The sequence below is a fragment of the Palaeococcus pacificus DY20341 genome (assembly GCF_000725425.1).
GTDB classification, from domain to species: Archaea; Methanobacteriota_B; Thermococci; order Thermococcales; family Thermococcaceae; genus Palaeococcus; species Palaeococcus pacificus.
This window is the reverse complement of sequence record NZ_CP006019.1, coordinates 566,160-584,715: the sequence shown is the minus strand read 5'-3', so window position 1 is coordinate 584,715 and position 18,556 is coordinate 566,160. Positions and strand designations below refer to the sequence as shown.

At 40.5% G+C, this 18,556-nt stretch carries 24 protein-coding genes and 1 pseudogene; 5 read left to right on the top strand and 20 right to left on the bottom strand.

The annotated features are described in order from the left end of the window. Positions 1-10 precede the first annotated feature (10 nt). The 5 genes from PAP_RS03380 to gapN form a co-directional block, all read right to left on the bottom strand. The gene (locus PAP_RS03380; protein ID WP_048164695.1) at positions 11-565 is read right to left on the bottom strand and encodes a hypothetical protein; all 555 of its coding nucleotides are present in this window, start codon (positions 563-565) and stop codon (positions 11-13) included. Next, positions 565-1,179: a hypothetical protein gene (locus tag PAP_RS03375; protein WP_048164694.1), complete on the bottom strand. Its 615-nt coding sequence runs from the start codon at positions 1,177-1,179 to the stop codon at positions 565-567. The genes PAP_RS03380 and PAP_RS03375 overlap by 1 nt, the downstream gene beginning before the upstream one ends. After that, positions 1,172-1,774 carry a hypothetical protein gene (locus tag PAP_RS03370; RefSeq protein ID WP_048164693.1) on the bottom strand — a complete coding sequence of 201 codons (603 nt, stop codon included), beginning with the start codon at positions 1,772-1,774 and terminating at the stop codon, positions 1,172-1,174. The genes PAP_RS03375 and PAP_RS03370 overlap by 8 nt, the downstream gene beginning before the upstream one ends. 3 nt (positions 1,775-1,777) lie before the next feature. Then, the gene (locus PAP_RS03365) at positions 1,778-2,482 is read right to left on the bottom strand and encodes an RAD55 family ATPase (protein WP_048164692.1); all 705 of its coding nucleotides are present in this window, start codon (positions 2,480-2,482) and stop codon (positions 1,778-1,780) included. A 130-nt stretch (positions 2,483-2,612) separates the two neighbouring features. Then, the gene (gene gapN, locus PAP_RS03360; RefSeq protein ID WP_048164691.1) at positions 2,613-4,127 is read right to left on the bottom strand and encodes an NADP-dependent glyceraldehyde-3-phosphate dehydrogenase; all 1,515 of its coding nucleotides are present in this window, start codon (positions 4,125-4,127) and stop codon (positions 2,613-2,615) included. A 169-nt stretch (positions 4,128-4,296) separates the two neighbouring features. Here gapN and PAP_RS03355 point away from each other — a divergent pair, with 169 nt between their 5' ends. Continuing rightward, positions 4,297-4,821: a ferritin-like domain-containing protein gene (locus PAP_RS03355; protein WP_048164690.1), complete on the top strand. Its 525-nt coding sequence runs from the start codon at positions 4,297-4,299 to the stop codon at positions 4,819-4,821. A gap of 16 nt (positions 4,822-4,837) precedes the next feature. Here the strand turns inward: PAP_RS03355 and PAP_RS03350 are convergent, their stop codons facing one another. Next, complete coding sequence (locus PAP_RS03350) at positions 4,838-5,368, bottom strand: GNAT family N-acetyltransferase (protein ID WP_048164689.1); 531 nt, start codon at positions 5,366-5,368, stop codon at positions 4,838-4,840. A 110-nt stretch (positions 5,369-5,478) separates the two neighbouring features. Here PAP_RS03350 and PAP_RS03345 point away from each other — a divergent pair, with 110 nt between their 5' ends. The 3 genes from PAP_RS03345 (at position 5,479) to PAP_RS03335 (ending at position 7,175) form a co-directional block, all read left to right on the top strand. Continuing rightward, the gene (locus tag PAP_RS03345) at positions 5,479-5,955 is read left to right on the top strand and encodes a ferritin family protein (protein ID WP_048165920.1); all 477 of its coding nucleotides are present in this window, start codon (positions 5,479-5,481) and stop codon (positions 5,953-5,955) included. A 76-nt stretch (positions 5,956-6,031) separates the two neighbouring features. Beyond that, positions 6,032-6,343 (top strand): ferritin family protein, encoded by a 312-nt coding sequence (locus PAP_RS03340; protein ID WP_048164688.1) that lies wholly within the window; start codon positions 6,032-6,034, stop codon positions 6,341-6,343. Positions 6,344-6,533: 190 nt separating this feature from the next. Next, the gene (locus PAP_RS03335) at positions 6,534-7,175 is read left to right on the top strand and encodes a ferritin family protein (protein WP_048164687.1); all 642 of its coding nucleotides are present in this window, start codon (positions 6,534-6,536) and stop codon (positions 7,173-7,175) included. Here the strand turns inward: PAP_RS03335 and PAP_RS03330 are convergent. The 14 genes and pseudogenes from PAP_RS03330 to PAP_RS03265 form a co-directional block, all read right to left on the bottom strand. Next, positions 7,107-7,625 carry a ferritin family protein gene (locus PAP_RS03330; protein ID WP_048164686.1) on the bottom strand — a complete coding sequence of 173 codons (519 nt, stop codon included), beginning with the start codon at positions 7,623-7,625 and terminating at the stop codon, positions 7,107-7,109. The genes PAP_RS03335 and PAP_RS03330 overlap by 69 nt on opposite strands. Beyond that, complete coding sequence (locus PAP_RS03325) at positions 7,612-7,977, bottom strand: iron-sulfur cluster assembly protein (RefSeq protein ID WP_048164685.1); 366 nt, start codon at positions 7,975-7,977, stop codon at positions 7,612-7,614. Before PAP_RS03325 ends, PAP_RS03330 begins: the two co-directional genes overlap by 14 nt. Before the next feature lie 3 nt (positions 7,978-7,980). Next, a complete protein-coding gene (locus PAP_RS03320) occupies positions 7,981-8,304 on the bottom strand; it encodes an iron-sulfur cluster assembly protein (protein ID WP_048164684.1) in 324 nt (107 codons plus the stop codon). A gap of 64 nt (positions 8,305-8,368) precedes the next feature. After that, positions 8,369-9,457 carry a VIT1/CCC1 transporter family protein gene (locus tag PAP_RS03315; RefSeq protein ID WP_048165919.1) on the bottom strand — a complete coding sequence of 363 codons (1,089 nt, stop codon included), beginning with the start codon at positions 9,455-9,457 and terminating at the stop codon, positions 8,369-8,371. Positions 9,458-9,537: 80 nt separating this feature from the next. Next, positions 9,538-9,717, bottom strand: coding sequence for a helix-turn-helix domain-containing protein (locus PAP_RS03310; RefSeq protein ID WP_048164683.1), 180 nt, complete (start codon positions 9,715-9,717; stop codon positions 9,538-9,540). 27 nt (positions 9,718-9,744) lie between these two features. Next, a complete protein-coding gene (locus PAP_RS03305) occupies positions 9,745-10,107 on the bottom strand; it encodes a class II SORL domain-containing protein (protein ID WP_048164682.1) in 363 nt (120 codons plus the stop codon). An 11-nt stretch (positions 10,108-10,118) separates the two neighbouring features. Further along, on the bottom strand, positions 10,119-10,283 hold the full coding sequence (gene rd, locus PAP_RS03300) for a rubredoxin (protein WP_048164681.1): 165 nt from the start codon (positions 10,281-10,283) through the stop codon (positions 10,119-10,121). 76 nt (positions 10,284-10,359) lie between these two features. After that, positions 10,360-10,876: pseudogene (locus tag PAP_RS03295) on the bottom strand (rubrerythrin family protein). A 63-nt stretch (positions 10,877-10,939) separates the two neighbouring features. Beyond that, positions 10,940-12,034 carry an NAD(P)/FAD-dependent oxidoreductase gene (locus PAP_RS03290; RefSeq protein WP_048164680.1) on the bottom strand — a complete coding sequence of 365 codons (1,095 nt, stop codon included), beginning with the start codon at positions 12,032-12,034 and terminating at the stop codon, positions 10,940-10,942. A gap of 29 nt (positions 12,035-12,063) precedes the next feature. Next, the gene (locus PAP_RS03285) at positions 12,064-12,612 is read right to left on the bottom strand and encodes a ferritin family protein (RefSeq protein WP_048164679.1); all 549 of its coding nucleotides are present in this window, start codon (positions 12,610-12,612) and stop codon (positions 12,064-12,066) included. Positions 12,613-12,731: 119 nt separating this feature from the next. Then, complete coding sequence (locus PAP_RS03280) at positions 12,732-13,940, bottom strand: FprA family A-type flavoprotein (RefSeq protein WP_048164678.1); 1,209 nt, start codon at positions 13,938-13,940, stop codon at positions 12,732-12,734. A 90-nt stretch (positions 13,941-14,030) separates the two neighbouring features. Then, entirely contained in the window at positions 14,031-14,900 is an 870-nt protein-coding gene (locus PAP_RS03275) for a thiamine pyrophosphate-dependent enzyme (RefSeq protein WP_048164677.1), read from the bottom strand. Beyond that, positions 14,897-16,618, bottom strand: a complete 1,722-nt coding sequence (locus PAP_RS03270; protein WP_048164676.1) for a 2-oxoacid:acceptor oxidoreductase subunit alpha — start codon at positions 16,616-16,618, stop codon at positions 14,897-14,899. Before PAP_RS03270 ends, PAP_RS03275 begins: the two co-directional genes overlap by 4 nt. Positions 16,619-16,765: 147 nt before the next feature. After that, entirely contained in the window at positions 16,766-17,269 is a 504-nt protein-coding gene (locus tag PAP_RS03265; RefSeq protein ID WP_048164675.1) for a PadR family transcriptional regulator, read from the bottom strand. 208 nt (positions 17,270-17,477) lie between these two features. Between PAP_RS03265 and PAP_RS03260 the strand changes: the two genes are divergently transcribed. Beyond that, on the top strand, positions 17,478-18,467 hold the full coding sequence (locus PAP_RS03260) for a 4Fe-4S dicluster domain-containing protein (protein ID WP_048164674.1): 990 nt from the start codon (positions 17,478-17,480) through the stop codon (positions 18,465-18,467). The last annotated feature ends 89 nt before the right edge of the window (positions 18,468-18,556 follow it).

Here is an 18,556-nt window from a genome sequence, read left to right as displayed (position 1 = left end):
TTAATTCGAGTTAAAAGTATTTAATTGCTAGAACTTCAACTGAAACTAGAAAAAATAGGAGAACCCCACTGAAATACATAAAGTCGCTTAGTATATATAACCTTCCTAAAAATGCCACTGTACTAAGAAGAATAAATATCGAGGAGGTAAAAAAGATTTCTCTATGACTCCATCCAAAAAGCCCAACATTTTGTCCAATTCTAAGTGTTACTACTGCAAAGATCGCTAGAGTGCCTACATGAGCATATTCCAAGCTCCCTCTTAGTATAGAAATCAGACCGATTACAACACCTAAAAGAATGCTATAGTAATTGAATTTTTTCCTCGTGTTTTCACCTATGAATTTTTCTATCATGAGTAAGATAGTTAAAGCTCCAAGGAATTCAAGTATGTTGGATAAGTCCCCAATAAAGATATCAGCCAGAGGCTCTATCACAAAAAATATGCCTATGATCAAAGCAAATGGAGACTTATATAAAATGGGGACTATTCTAGAAAAAAATCCCAATAATAAGCCGATACCAATGAGAATTTCCACAATTTCATGTATTACAACGCATACCATCACAGCCACCTCGATAGGTAGTTGTAAACTACCATAGCTGAGAAGAGCCAAAGCAGAATGAAAGTGAGATAGATAATGAGGATTAGATGGTAATTACAGGTCAACGGCCCCCTAGAAACAGGGGGCAATATCCAAGCATAAATAACCAAAAGCCACGAAGATAAGCTGAGTGTAAAGCGCAAAAACGGACTAAGTGCTTTTATTGAACTGAGAGAATGGATTAGAACAAGTATGGACAAGAGGGCAATTGTCCGTAGAGATCCAATAAGAGTTATGTTGCGAAAGTAACTGAACAAACTTGCCAAAACAACTAAAGTTGCTTGAATGAGGATAATCCGGTTAATACTAATTAGCTTATATCGTATTGGGGGGTACACCATCATAAAAGCACCAAGTATGCCAACAACAGCAAAAGAGATACCTAATGTGTGATTATTTATGCTCATTCCAGAAAAGCCAATAGCAACTAAAACACCTCCAATGGTTTGGATAAAAACTGTTCTCTGACCTCCTTTCAAGTATTTACCTAAGATGTTAAATATCCTCCCAGTGTAGGCAATATCAACTATGATCACACTGCCTAAGAATGCCCTTATCAAGAAGTATTCATCCAAGGGACTCACCTATGATAACTTTTCCCTCTTTGAGCTCAAGATGATAGTAACCAGAGATTTCCTTTGGAGACTTCTTTATTCTTATCCCCCTCGTTATTTTGAAGCCTTCAACAACCTCAACAATGTCGATTACGTGAGTTGACGCGTCTTCAAAGGTCGCAAGGGTTTTATCGCTCACCAGCCTTTTGTCTACCAATGTCATTAAAACTAATCCGCGCTCTCTAGCAATATCAGAGAGCTCCGAGAAGAAGCGGTAAACTGTTTGAGGAGGATGGAAAACTAGAAGAGGTTGGAGGAAAAAGACGCCGAGAAAACGATCATTTGGTAACTGTCTTACGCTGTGAGTTATTTTAAAAAGCTCCTGCGGAGCAAAGTCCTCCCCCAAAGTTAAGTATATCAAGCCATTTAATGCAGGTGTTTTCTCCATCCGTCTTTTAAGTCGGGGTGTAACAAAAGCGGCACTTTTCCCCTTGTTTTCTATAAGAGTATTTATTATTATTTCAATTCCGAGCTCTCCAACAGTTTCGATTAAAACTACACTTCCCGGCTCAACATCCCCTAACAGGTCATCAAGCTTGGGAATACCTGTTTTCATTAACTATCCCTCTTGAAATACAATCTCTTCACTATAAACTTTAATCCCTTTTTTAGTAATCTTATACGGTCTCATCTGTTCGTCAAACATACTCCCCCTAAATTTTGTTATTTTGACGCCTCTAATGGTCTTTCCCCTAACATCCAAGCTCCTGAGCTCTATCACGCCGCTTACGAGATAGTCTTCTATGCTGGCGTTTCCTATCTCAGATATTAAGAGCACTGTAGCTTTTTGACCTGCAAGATTCTTCAAAAATGAGATAAACACCCTCCTATATTCAAGTTCATTGGGGATTGTGAGCTTGAGCATAGTTACCGGGTCAATCACAATTCTCGTATAGTTTTCTATCGTCAGCTGCTCTTCAATTGCTCGAGTGAGCTTTTCAAAGCTCTTTCCAAAGTCCTCATAAAAGGTGTCTTGGAAGAAGTAAGTTTTCTCTCCTATAGGAGTCGCATCGATTGTCTTCAACTTAGGATTCTCCATATCAAAACCGAGCTTTTCCATGTCCACTTTAATTAACTCAAGGGGTTCCTCGAGGGTTATATATAAAACATTCTCTCCATTTCTCACTCCTTCCATAAGAAAGTGCATAGCAAGAGTGGTTTTTCCGCTCCCGGGACTTCCTTTAATAAGGTATGCCCTCCCGGGAATTAAACCTCCCATCAGCATTTTATCCAAACCCTTCACGCCAGTTGATACACGTTTCATAATACATCACTTTCGTGTATATTCTCTACGTTTAAAGTATATAACATTTAAGTTTTACATCCGCAAAATAATTCTTATTCAAGCAATTTTTTCCAAATACATATCAAAAGTTAAAAGGAACAAAAACCATTCACAAATACTCCCAGACACCATAACCCTTGTAGTTCTTGACTATCGTTTTAGTCGTCGTTAGCTGCCCAATTGAATATCCTATCCCCTCTCTTCCCATTCCACTGTCCTTCATTCCTCCGAAGGGATAATATCCTATTCCATGTCTTGGGAATTCGTTTATAAAGACAGCTCCAACCTCCAACTTCCTCGCAACTTTCCTCGCCCTCATTTCGCACTCAGTAAAAACAGCTCCATCCAGACCAAACCTTGAAGAATTCGCTATCTCCACAGCTTCATCTTCGTCTTTAACTTTGATTAAAAGCGTTAAAGGCCCAAAAACATCCTCCTGAAATGCCCTCAAACCCTGCAATATATTTTTGTTAACCTCAAGCAAAGCCGGAGATACATAATTCCCATTGCGCTTAAGCTCAACGAGAGGCTTTGCACCATTTTCCACAGCATCTTTGTAAACTTCCTCAATATACTTTGCACTTTTCTCGTCAATCAATGGCCCCATAACGGCATTTTCATCCTTAAGAGGATTCTTCGGCTCAATCTTTTTGAGCTCATCAGCTAACCGTTTCTTCAGCTCATCATATATCTCCTCTTCCACCAAAATCAGCCTTATAGCGTCACATCTCTGCCCAGAATAACTTACCATGCCTTTTATGAGCTTTTCAATGGTCATTTCTAAGTCTGCATCAGCCAATACTATGGCAGGGTCTTTACCTCCAAGCTCCATGTGGTAAGCTTTTATTCCTCCAGTTTTTAGTACTTGAAGCCCAACTTCCGTGCTTCCAGTGAAGGTTATTGCCCTTATTCTTCTATCTGCAACCAAGGTATTTGTCTCTCCCCCACTTATAGTTAGCGTTGCAAAGCTCTCTTTTGGGAATCCTGCTAACTCAAGTATTCTCGTAAACAAAAGAGGCGCAATCGGATCAGCTGATGCAGGCTTCAAAATTACAGCATTTCCACTTAAAAGAGCGGGAATTATCTTCGTTGCCGAGATGAAGAGAGGATAATTGAAGGGACTAATTGCCAAGATGACACCATACGGCTCCCTCTTAACTATGCCTTCACTCTCAAGAGTTTCCTCACTCCAGTCACCGGGTATGTAATCCCCCAGCATCCTCCTTGATTCTACAGTAGTTTTTTCCAAGCGCTCAATTGTGGCTTTAGTTTCACCTTTAGCATTTCCCTTTGGTTTTCCTGCATCTAAGATTAGGACATTAACGAAATCATCAAAAGCCTCTCTCATAAGTTCAGCAGCCCTAAGAAAGCTTTCAATTCTTTTTTCTCCAGGATAGTTCCTAATTTCTTCTTTTCCTTTTTCATAGACTGTTGTGATGACTTTTTCAATTTGCTCTCTGCTTAATCTTGAAACTCTTGCAATTATTCTTCCGTCGATTGGGCTTGTAATATCCGTAAGTCTCTCCCCAAAGACCCATTGGCCAGCCAAATATGCTTTAAACTCTGGGATACCATCGTCTCCAATCTCATAAATTTCTTTAAAAATTTCACTTTTTATCAGCATTTTGACCACTCCTAACCAAATCTGGTTAATGATGTCCACTATTTTAGAATTGCAACTACCAATATATAAATTCTTTGTTTAACAAATGCAAAAGTATTTGCTTTTTTATCTTCATTTATGTTAAAAAATATTAAAAGTAAAGAAAACATAATCCAGTTGGTGATTCCCTATGAATGTGTCTGATAGAGAAGTTTTTGAAATTGCTTTAAACTCCGAGATTAAAGCAAAAGAAGCGTATGAAAAAATGGCATCGCTGACAAGGAGTGAGATTATTAGAAACGAGCTGCTCTTTTTAGCCAAACAGGAAGATGAACACAGGCTGATTATTGAGAGGATGATGAAAAAGTTTGGCTCAGGGGAAAGGAAGCCCGTCCAGATTGAACTTAAGAGCATAAGTGAGTTCAAAGTTATAGCCGAAAAAATGAAGGAAATAATTGAGAAGCCAGATCTAAATCTCGATGAGGTTTATGAAATTGCTATGAATGCCGAAAAGACAAGTGAAGCTCTTTATAGGGAGCTCGCTGGCTATGCTGCAAATGAAGAGACAAAGCTTCTCTTAAATATGCTTGCTGACATGGAGGTTGCGCATTACAATATTCTAAAGAGGCAGTACGACTATATGATGCAGTACCCCGATGTGTATAAAGGAGAGTTCTACGAGCAGCTTATGAAGGATATAAACTTCAACTTCTGAGTGCTTTGTTCTTTGCTTACTTTTTGCTAAACTTCAAAACTACAAACTCCTTGTACTCCTGAATTTCTCTAAATCCTTTTCTGAGATAATACTGATACGCTTCCAAATGCTTGAATGTTATTAAATACGCTTCCTTTTTGAGCTCTTTAAGTCTTTCTATAGCGAATTCCAAAAGTTTTGAGCCGTAACCTTTCCCTTTATACTCGGGATCAACCATGAAAAATTCGAGTAAACCTACTTTTTCATTCCTGAGGTTCTCAGGAACCCAATGCATTTCTTTGCCAGCAAAGTTGTAAACCAATGCAATTGTTCCAATTATTTTACCATTCTCATAACCCAAATAAAGCTCGTCAAATTCTTCGCTGAGCCTGAATTCCAAAAAAGGTTCATACACTTTCTTAAACCCTTCAAAATCATTTAAATCCGGCTTCTTTTTCACCCATTCCAGTGCAGGATAACCTCCTTTAGTGCCTTGGTAAACTCTAAAGACAAACTTTAAGAGCTCGTCCTTCAGTTCAATAGGCCTTTCAACCTTTACAATCTCCATCTTATCACCAAAATTAAGTTTAAGCACAATATTTAATAAAAATTTCCCAAACTTGCTTAGGAAGGCTTATATTCCTGAAATGCGCAGTATTATTAGGTGATATTATGAAGATTAGCGAACTCGAGGCTTTGGCCACTGCTCTAAAAGTTGAAAAAGCTGAACTTATGTTCTATATTGACATGGCAAAAAAAGCCAAAGACGAGAAAGCAAAAAAGATGTTCCTATTTTTAGCGAGAGAAGAGGCCGAGCATTGGGATATTTTTGAAGAGAGACTTATTGAAAAAATGACTGAGAAGTGTAAACACCCTCACGTTAACAAAGAGGTTCTTGAAAAACTGACACCAAAATATGAAGGAGAAATAAGTGAAGTTAAGGCTGTTGAGATTGGTATGAAGCAGGAAAAGCTTACTTGGGAGTTTTATGAGAAAGCAGCAGAGGAAGCTGAGGATGAAAAGGTCAAACACATTTTTAGAGAGTTAGCTAAGGTTGAAGAAGCACATTATGAGCTGCTTAAGGCCCAGTACGACTCAATATCAAAGACTGGCATTTGGATGGATTACCAAGATTTTAGCCTTGAAGTTGATTGATTACATTTTTCAAACTTTTTCTGTTCTTTAGAAAACTTTATTACTATGAAAGTCAAACATTAAGGGGTGGTTTTGAATGTTAGGACTAAATCCCATTTCCATAAGCAGAGAAAAGCCTCTATCTAAAGAGGAAGTTGCCCAAGCTTTAAGATGGGCTATAATGGCAGAGTTGGATGCGATAAATTTCTATAAGCAGTTTGCTGAGTTTGTCGAAGATGAGAATATCAGAAAGATCTTCTTAGATATTGCGAGAGAAGAAAAAGCCCACGTTGGCGAGTTTATGGCCCTCCTCTTGCATTTAGATCCAGAGCAGGTGAGCGAGCTTAAAGATGGTTTTGAAGAAGTTGAAGAGCTTACCGGCATTAAGGTCAAGTTGGGAGAAAAGTAGCACTCTTTCTCTTCTCTCCATTTAATGGATTGACTTAAGTGAATGTACAAAATGAAGGAGCACATAGACTTTGAGCAAGCTGATAGAAAGGTATAGAAAGTAAAATTTCGAAAAATTTTTTTCTTTTGTAAGAGATTATACAAAAGTACTATATACTTTATCTTTACATATTACTAATGAGGGAATCACAATGGTAGAAAAAGATATGTTAGAGGTATATGAACTTGAAAAGAAAGCATCTAAAAAGTATATGCAGGAAGTCAAAAGACTTAACGAAGAGAAATATCGGCCAATTAGGGCCCTTTTAGTCAAGCTTGCAATTGATAGCGTGATACACAAGCATTTAATGGAAGCTCTTTTGAAGTCGTATAGGGAAGTTAGAGGGTTAGTAAAAGAAATTGAAGCATACAAATATATCGGGCCTGAAGAGTTCGTTATATTAAAGGGTTTTGGAGAAGTCATCTTCCCGATGCCCCAAGATCCCAGAAAAAAGATGGGCATCGATGAGCTGGTAGACGAGTATCTCACTGAAGCGCTGGAGGCACCTCCTCTTTCGGAAGAGTATACCACCGCGCTTGAGATGATAGCACAAATTCATCTCGAAAGCGAGAAAAAAATGAAGGAAATCTATGCTAGCTTGGCTAAAAAAGAGCTACATCCCATTTTTAGAGATATTCTAAGTTGCATAGAAAAGGATGAAGAACAGCACTACAGGATATTAAAAAAGCTCACTGAGATCTCAAAAAAAAGAAGAATAGCAATCTTAAGGACCTATGTGCATCATTTGAGAGTACATCTCCCAATCAAGCAAAAGTTCATAGTCTGCCTTTAGAGTAAAGTAGTGTGCACTTTCCATATTTGCTAAGGAGCGGAGAATTCTCTTTGTCTTTTCATCATCTACTCTATCTTCCAATTTTAGATAGAACTCGTTGGCAATTTTTTCGGCTTCCATTGCCCATCTGTATAAGTCTATTACATCCTCAATCTCCTCAAGCTTCCTAGCAACAGGTTGGAGCTCTGGACCTATATGCTCTTTTGGAAAAATAATCTCTTTATCAGGAAATGTCTCGCGGTACATCTTCCTCAAAAAAGCCTCATGTTTCTTCTCTTCCTTCGCCAAAAATCTAATCTTTTCCTTTAACACTTCTATATCAATGTTCTCCGCCAGGCTTTCATAGAACTTTGCAGCCCCAATCTCGGCCTTAATTGCCATTCCCAAAAGCTCCTCCAAAGAAAATTCTTCAATTTTTTCAAGGGGCAAGCCCCTATCAACTTCGACCATATTTTTCACCCCATTCTTCAAGCAAAAGCCCTATCTCATTATACACCTCGATTCTATTAAAACCTTCCTTTTTAAGGGCCGAGATAATGTCTTTCAAAATTCTCCTTTGAACATTCATAGCTATAGCTTGACAAAAATGACATTCAGGGGTTGACCTCGCAAGGAAAAGCCACACCATGACCTTTTTACCTTCAACCGTTAAACCATAAACCAAGCCTTCTTCCACAATGTTTAAGCCTGTTTCAGGGTCTTTAACCTGCTCCAGTATAGAGACCACCCGTTTTACCTCTGGTGGCAGGTTTTCATTAACCCCCTTTCTCTTCTTATCCTTTAAAAAATCTAAAAAGGCCATTGCTCATTCCTTCTTTTCAAATTTTCCAACAATATTGTTCCTTAAATCGTAAACGTAAACATTAGCGAATTTCACCAGCGCAAAGCGCTCCATTATATTGCCTATTATCCTCGAATATGCTATGGCAGAATTTCCCGTAATGTTGTATTCAGCATAGCTCTCAAAGTTGAGCCATATTTTTAGTGTATCCTCTTTAACCTCAAGCCCTGCTATAACCCCCGAATCCAGTATATCACCACCAGTCACAGGGTCAATTATCTTTTCTAGCTCCCTCAAGACCTCTTGATACTCCTTAGGATACTCTCTATCCTTTGCATAAATTCTCATTCTACCACCGTTTTAAACTCAGCATGGATTATTAAAAATCTTCTTGGACAAAAATGGATAAAAGCTAAATGGCAGAGATGTTGAAGATTGCTTCCATGAGCCGGCCAAAGAGGTAGGACACAAAAGCAGCTCCTAACCCTGTTGAGACCATCTCAAACACCTTCTTTCTAATTGAAATTCCCGAAAGGATTGAAATCATCGTCGCAACTACCGCTAAAGCAGTTCCAGCTAAGAGGACTGAAAAGGGGAGCGCCCTTAGTGAAGATGTTGCTATGAAGTAGGGAAGCACTGGAAAGGCAACGCCCATTAAATATGCCAACCCCGTATATAGGGCAGCTCTAATCTCGTTTTCGTCCTCTTCATGTATCAACAGCTTTATTAAGGCCTCTTCTTTGGTTGAAAGCTTTTCCGCAGCTTCTTCCGCTATTTCCTTAGGCATTCCGCTTTCTAAGAGCTTCCCCATGAGTTCATCTTTAGCTCTCTCGGGAGAAACCCTAAAGAGAACCTCCATCCTCTGCTTTAGACTTTCATTAACTTGCCTTTGAGAGCGAACTGAAATAAAGGAACCAATTGCCATGGACAAAGCTCCAGCTACACCCACTATAAGGCCGCTTATTCCAACTATCCGTGGATTATACATATAAACAGCGGATAAACCTGTTACAGCACCAAGTATCTCAACTAAGCCATCGTTCATTCCTAAGACAAAGTCTCTAATATTCTCAACATGAAACCTCTTTTTGCTCTCATAAAAAAAGCGCTCATGCTCGAGCTCATCAAGTATAACCTTAGAAATTTCCTCTTTTTCATCTTTACCTAACTCATAACCAGTTAAGAACTTAAAGTACTTCTGGATAGCAGAATTCTCTCCCATTTCCAGAAGAGAGGCCACTGCTCCAGGCCCTAAAATTCTCCTTAGTGTTTTAACCGCAAAAAGTTTCATCTTCCCGACTTTAACCTTTGGAACCTCAACGCCTCTTCGCAATAAAAAGTCGTGCCAGAACTTAGCATGCTTTGATTCGATATGTGAAAGTCTCAGAAATTCCTCTCTCAACTTTTCATCTTGCTCAGTTCTTGCAAGCTGGGCATACAAAACAGAATCGGAGTACTCATCCTCGTAAAATTGTCTTGCAAGCTTTACTATGTCCTCCATGGTATCTCCCCCTTCGGTTTTGTGAACTTTAGAAGTTATAATCATTTCCAAAACAAAAAGAGAAGAGTTGGAATAGAGATTCATTCAACCGGTGCGTAGTAGCACCGCTTTGGAGAAGTTATTTTTCCCTCTTTTTTCAGAGCTTTAATTGCTTTATCAACATCTTTTTTCGGAAGACCTGCCAATTCAGCTATCTCTGCACTCTTTAATGGCTTTCCAGCCTTCTTCATAATTTCAAAAACCATTTCTTTAGCGTCCATATCCATCCCCCTTCAAATAAAAGATGCTCACTCAACCTTAATTTCCTTTCTGTTTTCCCAAAGCCCGTGTAAATTACAATAAGCAACTGCATAGATTATTCCACTCTTTTGGAGCTTAATCTTGAGCTTTATTTCTGGCTCAACATAGCCGGGCTCGAAGTGGACTCTTGAGAGGATTATTGGGTTGAATGCCCTTCCTTCCTCGTAAAAGTAGACCTCAATCCACCTAATTGAGTGTTCCGGCGTGTTCGGGTGAGGTCCAACACTCACTTTAATCTTATAGTAGTCCTCCTTCTTCTCGATCTCAATTTTCGGTGCGTGGCTCTCTTTCTTGGCAGCCGCTGGGCCTTCCTCAACCTCAGGGGTGTAAATTATCTCCCCAAACTTCATATCAACCACCTTTATTCCTCCATCTTTTCAAACATATCTTTTGGTGCACCGCAGAGCGGGCAAACCCAATCGTCCGGGATGTCCTCAAACTTTGTTCCAGGGTTTACCCCGTTATCCGGATCTCCAGCTTCCTCATCGTAGATATAGCCACAAACTATACATTTCCACTTTGCCATACTACCACCATCCACATATTTTTATCAAACCTTATAAGTTTTATGTCAAAAAATAAAAGATCGAAAATTAAACCATTCACTCAAAGATTACAAACTTATCTTTTGGGACTCCACAGACAGGACACTTTTCTGGTGCTTCATCGATTGCAGTGTACCCACAAACAGGGCATATGTAGACTTTCTTAACATCAATATCCTTCTTTTCCTCTGCCAACTCTTTAGCTTTCTTGTAAAGCTCTGCATGGATTTTTTTCAGCTTCAAGTGCATAGTGCGTACTCCTTATTGCTTCTTTCTCATCTTGGAGCTCTGCTGTTGCTTTGTAAACAGGATACATCTCCTCAACTTCAAAAGTCTCTCCATCTATAGCCGTTTGGAGGTTTTCTACAGTATCTTTTATGTTGCCTAAAGCTTGATAGTGATTCTTCGCATGAACGAGCTCAGCAAAAGCTATCGCCCTAAAAAGCTTTGCAATATTTGGAAATCCTTCTTTTTCAGCAACATCTGCAAAAATTAGGTATTTCATGTGGGCCTGACTTTCCCCAGCATAGGCCTCTTCTAAGAACCTCTTCGTCATTTTTTTCCTCACGACCATTGACACCACCCCTTACAGTTGTCCATATTAATTCCGAAAAAGAAATATAAAAAGTTTTCTTATTCAACCAAACTCTTTCAAAGAAAGACCATTTTTTATAAGTTTTTCGAGCCTCATTGCCTCTTTAAGATCCTCCAAAACAACTGCACCAACTACCATATTGTTTTCTAGAAATACCTTTATATTTTCGTCCACCCACCTGCTTTCATTTTTTACTCTCCCGATTATAGTTATAGGCAAGTCGCCAAACTTAAAGACTATTGAGCGAAAGTTAAAGTCGTAGAGAGCCTCTTTTCCCCTTAAAATATTTGCTAAAGTCCTAGCGTGCTCCATTGAAGTTTTGGCTGTCCCGCAGATTATACCTTCATACTCAGCGCAGTCCCCAATTGCATAGACATCCCCTGCAGAAGTTTGGAATCGCTCATCTATCAAAACGCCTCTATTAGTTTTTATTCCGCTCTTTTCTGCTATCTCCTTATTTGGTACTATGCCGATAGCACATATCTTTGTCTTGCTCTTAATATATCCTTTATCCGTTAAAATCCCCTTCTCATCTGCTTTCATTAAATTCGCATTTAAAAGGAAAGAAACCCCAGCATTCTCAAGCTTTTCCTTTAATATTCCGCTGAGCTCCTCATCGAGGCCAAGAAACGTTGCCCTTCTATGAACTACTCTTGGTTTAAATCCAGCCTTCGCTAAATTGGATGCCAATTCCAGCCCTATAAACCCACCACCGATAATAACAGGTTCATCTTCGCTTTCCAAACTTTCCTTAATCCTTTTTGCGTCTTCAAAAGTTCTGAGTGTCATTAGGTGCTCCTTTCCCTCTACTTCTGGCTCCCTAGCTCTTGCCCCGGTAGCCAAGACCAAAGCATCATATTCAAATTCCCCGTTAGTGGTCACAAGCTTTTTCCTTGTTTCATCAATTCTCTCTGCCTCAACTCCAAGGTTCAATTCTATGCCGTATTTGTCATACCATTCATGAGAATACCGGAAGAGAGCCATTTCTCCAACAAATCCTGCTATATAGTGGCTCAGCATAGGTTTGTTATAGTAAAGAGAATTTTCTTTTTCAATTATCGTCACATCAAAGTCCTTTGAGAGCTCCTTAGCCAAAGTAAATCCAGCAGGACCATTTCCAATAACCAAAATTTTCACCGAGCCCACCCAAAAACGCTTTATGAAGTTTAATACCTAACCTCTGGCTTGTGGTACTTTTCTATATCAAGGGAGATCCGGGCTTCAATAGGAGCCATATGAAGTTCCGGTTGGCTTTCAATCTTTGTTTCCATGTAGTCCTTATGGACTTTCAGTGCCTCCATGTGGGCCTTTTCCTGCATGGCTAGATACTCAAAAATTTCGCGGTAATCTGGCTGTTTTTCTGCCAGCATCTTATAAACCCTGTAAGCGTTTCTCTCATTTGCCATAGCCGTCTTTAACGCTTCAACAAGATTTCCCAGAGTTTCTATTTTTATCATACTTTCAGAGAAGGGAATGTCTTGGGGAGTCTCGTAGTCTACATTCCCAAAAAGCTTCTCATGAAGTTTCAAAAGAATATTTTTATGGGCTTCTTCACTCATTGCAAGCATTTCAAAGAAGTTCGAGATAAGCTCTCCCTTACCTTTTGCAAGCTCGAGGTAAAAGCGCTTAGCATCTTCTTCAGAAGCAATTGCATAGCCTAAAACTTCCCTCGAGCTTAAACTTTTTAATTTTTCAACAATTTCACTTTGGTCCATAAGAACCACCATAAATATTTTTTCGTTATTGATATTTAACACTATCTAAGAATATCATTCATATGAAAAGTTTATACATCTACATCCATACCAATTACACAACATAAAAAGAAAAGAAGTCATTTTATGCCCAAAAGTTTTCCAACTCCTTCTCTAACCTTCTTTTCTAGACCTTTCTGCAAGAGGCCCTTTATTTCCATGGTCTCTATGACATTAAACTTGGTCTTTGAGAACAAAGATTCAATTTTTTTACCTGCAATGCCGCCCCATCCAAAGGTGGTCAAAACCAAGACAGGCTTTTCGTAATTGGCCTTATCAAGGATTTCATCGAGAGTAAAGCGCATCATTGGAAAGATATCCGCTTCATAAGTTGCCGTGCCTATGATTATTGCCTCGCTGTCTGGGACATCTCCAAGTATGTCGCTTATGTTTGCCCTTTCTGTATCCGTAAACTTGTAAACTACCGGATTGTAACCGAGCTTTTTAACCTCATCAACTGCAACGCTCACCGCTTTTTCAACGAAGCCATACATCGAAGAGTACACAACCAAAACTTTGCCTTTTGTCGGAATTCCCCTCCCAACTTGTTCATAGAATTCAATGATTTTCGCTGGATTCTTTCTCCATATCAATCCGTGGGCCGGAGCTATGAGTTTTAAATCCAAATTAAAGCTTTTAATTTTCTCTATGTTCTGGTGAATGTACTTCTTGTAGTGGCCTATCACGTTTATGATGTATTTCCTAACGTGAGGAAGGTAGTTTTGAACAACTTCTTCATCGTCATCAAAAAGCGCAGGTGGAATTGAATAGCCTCCACACACATCTCCCCCAAAGAATATGCCGTCTTCAATGACATAAGTTATCATTGTGTCAGGCCAGTGAAGCCACGGGACGTGGATGAACCTGAATGTTTTCTCTCCAATTTTAATTTCTTCTCCATCCTTTACAGGCCTAAAGTTCACCTTAATCCCATAGAACGCTTCAATTAGTTTTTCTACAAAGGTTGTCCCCAAAATCTGAGCTTTGTATCCATTGAGCTCGAGGACTTTTGGCAGTGCTCCGCTGTGGTCTGGCTCCATGTGGTGAACCACTATGTGAGTTATTTCTTTGGGATCAACTATGCTTGACAAAGCTTCAATAAACTCCTTTTCATAGGTTTTCTTCCAAGCATCAAACAAAACAACGGCATCTCCAGTTTTCATGAGATAGGCATTGTAAGTAATTCCCTCAGGGATATCCCACATAGCCTCGAAGTATTTAGTTTGGTCATCATCAACCCTCAGGACGTAAAGCCCATCACTTATTTCCTCTATCCAAACCTTTCCCATTTTTATCACCTAATCAAAAGTATGAAAAGCAAAGATAAAAATGTTTTCACATTTTCTCCAAAACCCTAATTAAGTTTAAAAAAGAAAGCTTCAAAGTCTCCGTTTGGCGTCCAAAAATGCCTTTATAACATCGAATTTTGGTTCTCTCTGCCACAGTGGTGTTTTATCCTTCTTATAAGCAGGAACCTGCTCCTCAAATGTGGGTTTCTCGTGGATATAGAAGATGCCCAAAGGATAGGGATCTCTCTCCAACGCTCGCTTAAGAGCCTCTTCTCTGTTGTAGGGGTCGTGGTTTTCCAGCCAGTAGGTATGCTTCCTATACCATTGGTAAGTGTTCACTTTGTTGAATGAGACGCAGGGGTGAAAGACATCCACGATCGCAAGTCCTTTGTGCTGTATGGCCTTCTTTATAATCTCCACAGATTCCTTAAAGTATCCCATGAACGTCCTCGCTACGAATGAAGCATCCAAAGCTATTGCCATCGCTATTGAGTTTAAGGGTTCTTCAAAAACTCCCCAAGGCTGAGTTGGAGTCTTCATTCCAAGCATTGTGGTCGGTGAAGCTTGTCCTTTGGTCAGCCCGTAGATTTGATTGTTGTGGATGAGGACGGTTATGTTTGGATTCCTTCTTATAGCGTGTAGGAGATGATTTCCACCTTCAGCATACATGTCACCATCTCCACCCTCAGCAATGACTGTTAGGTTCGGGTTCGCTGCTTTGACAGCAGTTGCTATGGGTATAGACCTTCCGTGGAGCGTATGATAGCCGTTAACGTTTATATAGTGGGGCATTTTTGCAGCCTGGCCGATACCACTTATAATCACAACTTCCTGTGGAGTTAAGCTAAGCTCCTCAAAGACGCGCATAAGGATGTTCCTAATGCCGAAGTTACCACATCCCGGACACCAGGCAACATCTTGAGAGCCCGGCCTTTGGGGCTCAAAAAACCTAACTTTCATTCTCTCCCCTCCAAAATAGCACTAAGCTTTTCAACCAATTCCTCAACGGAGAAAGGCCTTCCGTTGTATTTGAGAACCGTATAATCAACGCTGATACCAAACTCCTTCTTTAAAAGTTGAGCAAACTGAGCAGTGACGTTTAGCTCGACATCAATGAGAACTTCAGCTCGTTCAAAATACTCCTTTGATTTTTCGCTCAATGGATAAACCTGCTTGAAGTGGAGAAACGCCACGTCGTCTCTTTCAAGCCTCTCCAGCGCTTCTTTAATGGCATAATAAGTTGAACCCCACCCAATTACCAAGTACTTATAGTCCTCGCTTCCAATAAGCTCAGGTGGAATTGCTTCTCTTTTTATAGCTTCGAGCTTTTTGTTCCTCTTCTCCTGCATTAATGCATTTAATTCCTCATCCTCCGTTATATCCCCATACTCATCATGCTCATTGCCGTTTGCAAGAACTATCCCCTTCCCATATCCGGGAATTCCCCTCGGAGAAACTCCATTTTCTGTTAATTCGTAGCGCTTGTAATCTTTGGGAGTTTTGATTATGTGCTTTTCCACCCTTATTTTCTCCAAATCAACATCCGGCAGGTTGTAGTAGCTGTCCATTAAGTACTCATCCGTTAAAATAATCACAGGAACTTGGTATTTGTCGGCCAAGTTAAACGCCATCTGCGTTAAGTAAAAGGCATCCTCTATCGTTCCAGGTGCAAATATAATTCTTGGGAACTCTCCGTGGCCCGCATATAGAGCGAGATTTAAGTCGCTCTGCATTGTCCTCGTAGGCAAGCCCGTTGCAGGGCCAGGCCTTTGGGCGAGGTGAATAACCACCGGATTCTCGGCCATTCCGGCCAAGCTTATTGCCTCTGTCATTAAAGCGAAGCCACCGCCAGAGGTAGTTACCATTCCTCTAGCTCCAGCAAACCATGCTCCCAAAGCCATGTTTATAGCGGAAATCTCATCTTCCACCTGCTCAACTATTATATCAAAGTCCTCAGCATGCTGGGCCAAGAAAACCGCCACCCCAGTTGAAGGCGACATTGGATAAAAGCTGAGGAAGTTCATACCCCCAGCTAAAGCTCCTAAAGCAACAGCTTCCGCTCCACTGAGGAGGATCTCGTCTTTAACCTCTTCCTTTTTTGCGACACTAATACCAATTATACCCTCTTCACACAGATTCTTTCCGAACTCGTAGCCCTTGAGTGCGGCTTCTACATTCTTCTCCACCACATTCTGCCCTTTTGATGCAAACCTTTTGGTCAAGTAATCCTTGAGAATCTCCACTTCCCCATAAAAAAGCCCAACGACTATGCCGGCGGCTATTGTGTTAAGGTACAGAGTGTTCCCAACTTCCCTGGCCATTTTAGTAAAGGGCACTTCAATAAAGTTCACCTTTCCTAAAAATTCCTCCTCAACATTCTCCCTTTCGCCAAGAACTACAGTGTTCCTTGAGATTCTTCCTTCAACCCATGGGAGAACGCCACGCTTGAATGGAATGAGAATGTCAATTTTTCTCACAAAAGTCCTAGCCCTATCAGAAGAGACCCTAATCTCCGTTGTGTTTATCCCTCCCCTAACGCGCGACATATATTCTTTGTTTGCATAGATGTTGTAGCCCGAAAGCTTTAGAACACGGGTTAGAATTTCTTCAACAGTCTGAATACCCTGACCAGCAGCACCACCTAAAATAATAGAAATGTCGTCTTCAAACTCAACCATAACATATCCCTCTACTAAAGTTTGATTTTCGTCATAATAAGGTTTGTGAATTAGGTTTATATAATTTTCTTTTGGATCCCTAATGGTAACTATTAATCACCTGTCTTATAGAGAATAGGATTGAAGATATTCACCCAACTGGGATGTTCAGGGATTACTTTTAAGCTCTTTTCTTCTCTCCTCTAGCTTTTTCTCCAGAGCCTCTATCTGTGTATTTAGAGTCTCGCGGATGTTCTCAAGGAGTTTGAGATATTCCTCTAGGATTTCAGTTTCTATTTCACGTCCGTAACCCATCGTATCTAACTTTTCTCTCAGCATTATAAGGTACTGAACAGCCATATAAAGGCCCCTGAGTGCAATTTCGTTCGCTTCTTTTAGACATGTCCAGCCTTTATCAGTTAGAGAGTATTTTACCAGCCTTCTCTTCCCCCGATACTCTTCATGAGGTTCTATAAAACCCTCCTCAACCATTTTGTTTAGCATAGGGTAGAGATTGCCATAACTCGGCTTCCACACGCCGGAGGTAATGTTCTCTATCTCCTTGATTATCTCATAGCCATGAGCTTTCCCCTTAAGGGCAATTATCAGGAGTATCATGTTCCTCATGGGCACCGTAAACATGTTCCTCATGACGCTCGCTTTGGATGACATGGGCAACACCCGCCGAAAGGCTTATAATCTAAACAAATATATCTAGAGTAGATATATTGACTTTGGATGCATCCTTAATATGTTGAGCGATGGGCCTTAAAAGGGTTTGGGGAAGCAGATTGCAGGGACTATAAAAAGAACTGGCTAAGGGTAAAGAATAGCAAAAATCACATAACCTATCAAATTATTTGAGTTAGGGGTGTGAGAGATGACCAGTCTAAAAATCAAGCTCGTCAGAAAATTCGTCTCTTTTGTCCTCCCTGACGTTAGAAAGCTTGTACCTCTTGAAACACCGGTGATTGAGCCTTCCTCTTCTTCCTTCGATGGCAGAACTGTCCCGGAAATTGTTGCTGTCTATGGCCGTCCCGGAATTCGCATCCTAGAGATGCTCATTGTCATCCCATATCTTATCAAAACTGCATATTACGCACGCAAAAGCATCAAAAGCATCTGCAAAAACCCTAAAAATCCGAAGAGAGTAGCCGATGAGGAGTTTTTTCGCGAGCTTGAGGCGTATGCGAAAGAGCTCGGCGTCTCGGCCATCGGCTATACTGAAGTTCCGGTAGAGTACATCTTCAAAAACAGGGCCCTTCTCTTCAAGAACGCTATTGTCCTTCTAATGGACATGAGAAAGGAGCGTATAGAGAAGGCTCCGAGTTTGGTTGGTGGTATGGAAGTGTGGAGAACATACGCCGAGCTCAGCAGAGTGGTCTACAAACTCTCCGAGTTCATGAGGAAACGGGGCTATGCCGCTCAACCCGACCCTCCGATAGGCGGGAGCACCAACTTTCCCCTCCTCGCACAGAAGGCGGGCCTCGGCTACATAGGGAAGCACTCCCTCCTTATATCGGAACGGAATGGTCCATCCCAGAGGATAGCGGCAATATACACGAGTATAGAGAATCTTCCCCATACCGATGATAGGGTGGATCTTTACTCGTGGATTCCTGAGTTCTGCGAGGTCTGCAACCGCTGCGTCTCGGCCTGCCCAGCAAACGCTATTTACCTAAAACCAAAAATTCTCGAGGATGGCCGCAAACAGTACATAGATTATACGAAATGTGCGGTAGTGTTTTCCAAAACTCTTGGATGTGGTATCTGCATTAAAGAGTGTACTTTTTTCAAGGGGGAGTTTTTCAGGATAAAAAAAGCCTATGAGCGAATATCAAGCAGAAAAACTCAGCAGTCCTCTAAGTAGAAACTACCTTAAGCCATTACCTTAGAACTCCCCTATGTTTTGTTTGAAAACTTTGGTGAAATCTCTGTTTTAACATTCAAACACTCAGA

Excerpts from the sequence above, each read along its gene's own strand:
- PAP_RS03380 (WP_048164695.1), bottom strand. The coding sequence starts at position 565 with ATGGTATGCGTTGTAATACATGAAATTGTGGAAATTCTCATTGGTATC.
- PAP_RS03370 (WP_048164693.1), bottom strand. The coding sequence starts at position 1,774 with ATGAAAACAGGTATTCCCAAGCTTGATGACCTGTTAGGGGATGTTGAG.
- PAP_RS03365 (WP_048164692.1), bottom strand. The coding sequence starts at position 2,482 with ATGAAACGTGTATCAACTGGCGTGAAGGGTTTGGATAAAATGCTGATG.
- gapN (WP_048164691.1), bottom strand. The coding sequence starts at position 4,127 with ATGCTGATAAAAAGTGAAATTTTTAAAGAAATTTATGAGATTGGAGAC.
- PAP_RS03355 (WP_048164690.1), top strand. The coding sequence starts at position 4,297 with ATGAATGTGTCTGATAGAGAAGTTTTTGAAATTGCTTTAAACTCCGAG.
- PAP_RS03350 (WP_048164689.1), bottom strand. The coding sequence starts at position 5,368 with ATGGAGATTGTAAAGGTTGAAAGGCCTATTGAACTGAAGGACGAGCTC.
- PAP_RS03340 (WP_048164688.1), top strand. The coding sequence starts at position 6,032 with ATGTTAGGACTAAATCCCATTTCCATAAGCAGAGAAAAGCCTCTATCT.
- PAP_RS03335 (WP_048164687.1), top strand. The coding sequence starts at position 6,534 with ATGGTAGAAAAAGATATGTTAGAGGTATATGAACTTGAAAAGAAAGCA.
- PAP_RS03330 (WP_048164686.1), bottom strand. The coding sequence starts at position 7,625 with ATGGTCGAAGTTGATAGGGGCTTGCCCCTTGAAAAAATTGAAGAATTT.
- PAP_RS03325 (WP_048164685.1), bottom strand. The coding sequence starts at position 7,977 with ATGGCCTTTTTAGATTTTTTAAAGGATAAGAAGAGAAAGGGGGTTAAT.
- PAP_RS03320 (WP_048164684.1), bottom strand. The coding sequence starts at position 8,304 with ATGAGAATTTATGCAAAGGATAGAGAGTATCCTAAGGAGTATCAAGAG.
- PAP_RS03315 (WP_048165919.1), bottom strand. The coding sequence starts at position 9,457 with ATGGAGGACATAGTAAAGCTTGCAAGACAATTTTACGAGGATGAGTAC.
- PAP_RS03310 (WP_048164683.1), bottom strand. The coding sequence starts at position 9,717 with ATGGACGCTAAAGAAATGGTTTTTGAAATTATGAAGAAGGCTGGAAAG.
- PAP_RS03305 (WP_048164682.1), bottom strand. The coding sequence starts at position 10,107 with ATGAAGTTTGGGGAGATAATTTACACCCCTGAGGTTGAGGAAGGCCCA.
- rd (WP_048164681.1), bottom strand. The coding sequence starts at position 10,283 with ATGGCAAAGTGGAAATGTATAGTTTGTGGCTATATCTACGATGAGGAA.
- PAP_RS03285 (WP_048164679.1), bottom strand. The coding sequence starts at position 12,612 with ATGGACCAAAGTGAAATTGTTGAAAAATTAAAAAGTTTAAGCTCGAGG.
- PAP_RS03280 (WP_048164678.1), bottom strand. The coding sequence starts at position 13,940 with ATGGGAAAGGTTTGGATAGAGGAAATAAGTGATGGGCTTTACGTCCTG.
- PAP_RS03275 (WP_048164677.1), bottom strand. The coding sequence starts at position 14,900 with ATGAAAGTTAGGTTTTTTGAGCCCCAAAGGCCGGGCTCTCAAGATGTT.
- PAP_RS03270 (WP_048164676.1), bottom strand. The coding sequence starts at position 16,618 with ATGGTTGAGTTTGAAGACGACATTTCTATTATTTTAGGTGGTGCTGCT.
- PAP_RS03265 (WP_048164675.1), bottom strand. The coding sequence starts at position 17,269 with ATGTCATCCAAAGCGAGCGTCATGAGGAACATGTTTACGGTGCCCATG.
- PAP_RS03260 (WP_048164674.1), top strand. The coding sequence starts at position 17,478 with ATGACCAGTCTAAAAATCAAGCTCGTCAGAAAATTCGTCTCTTTTGTC.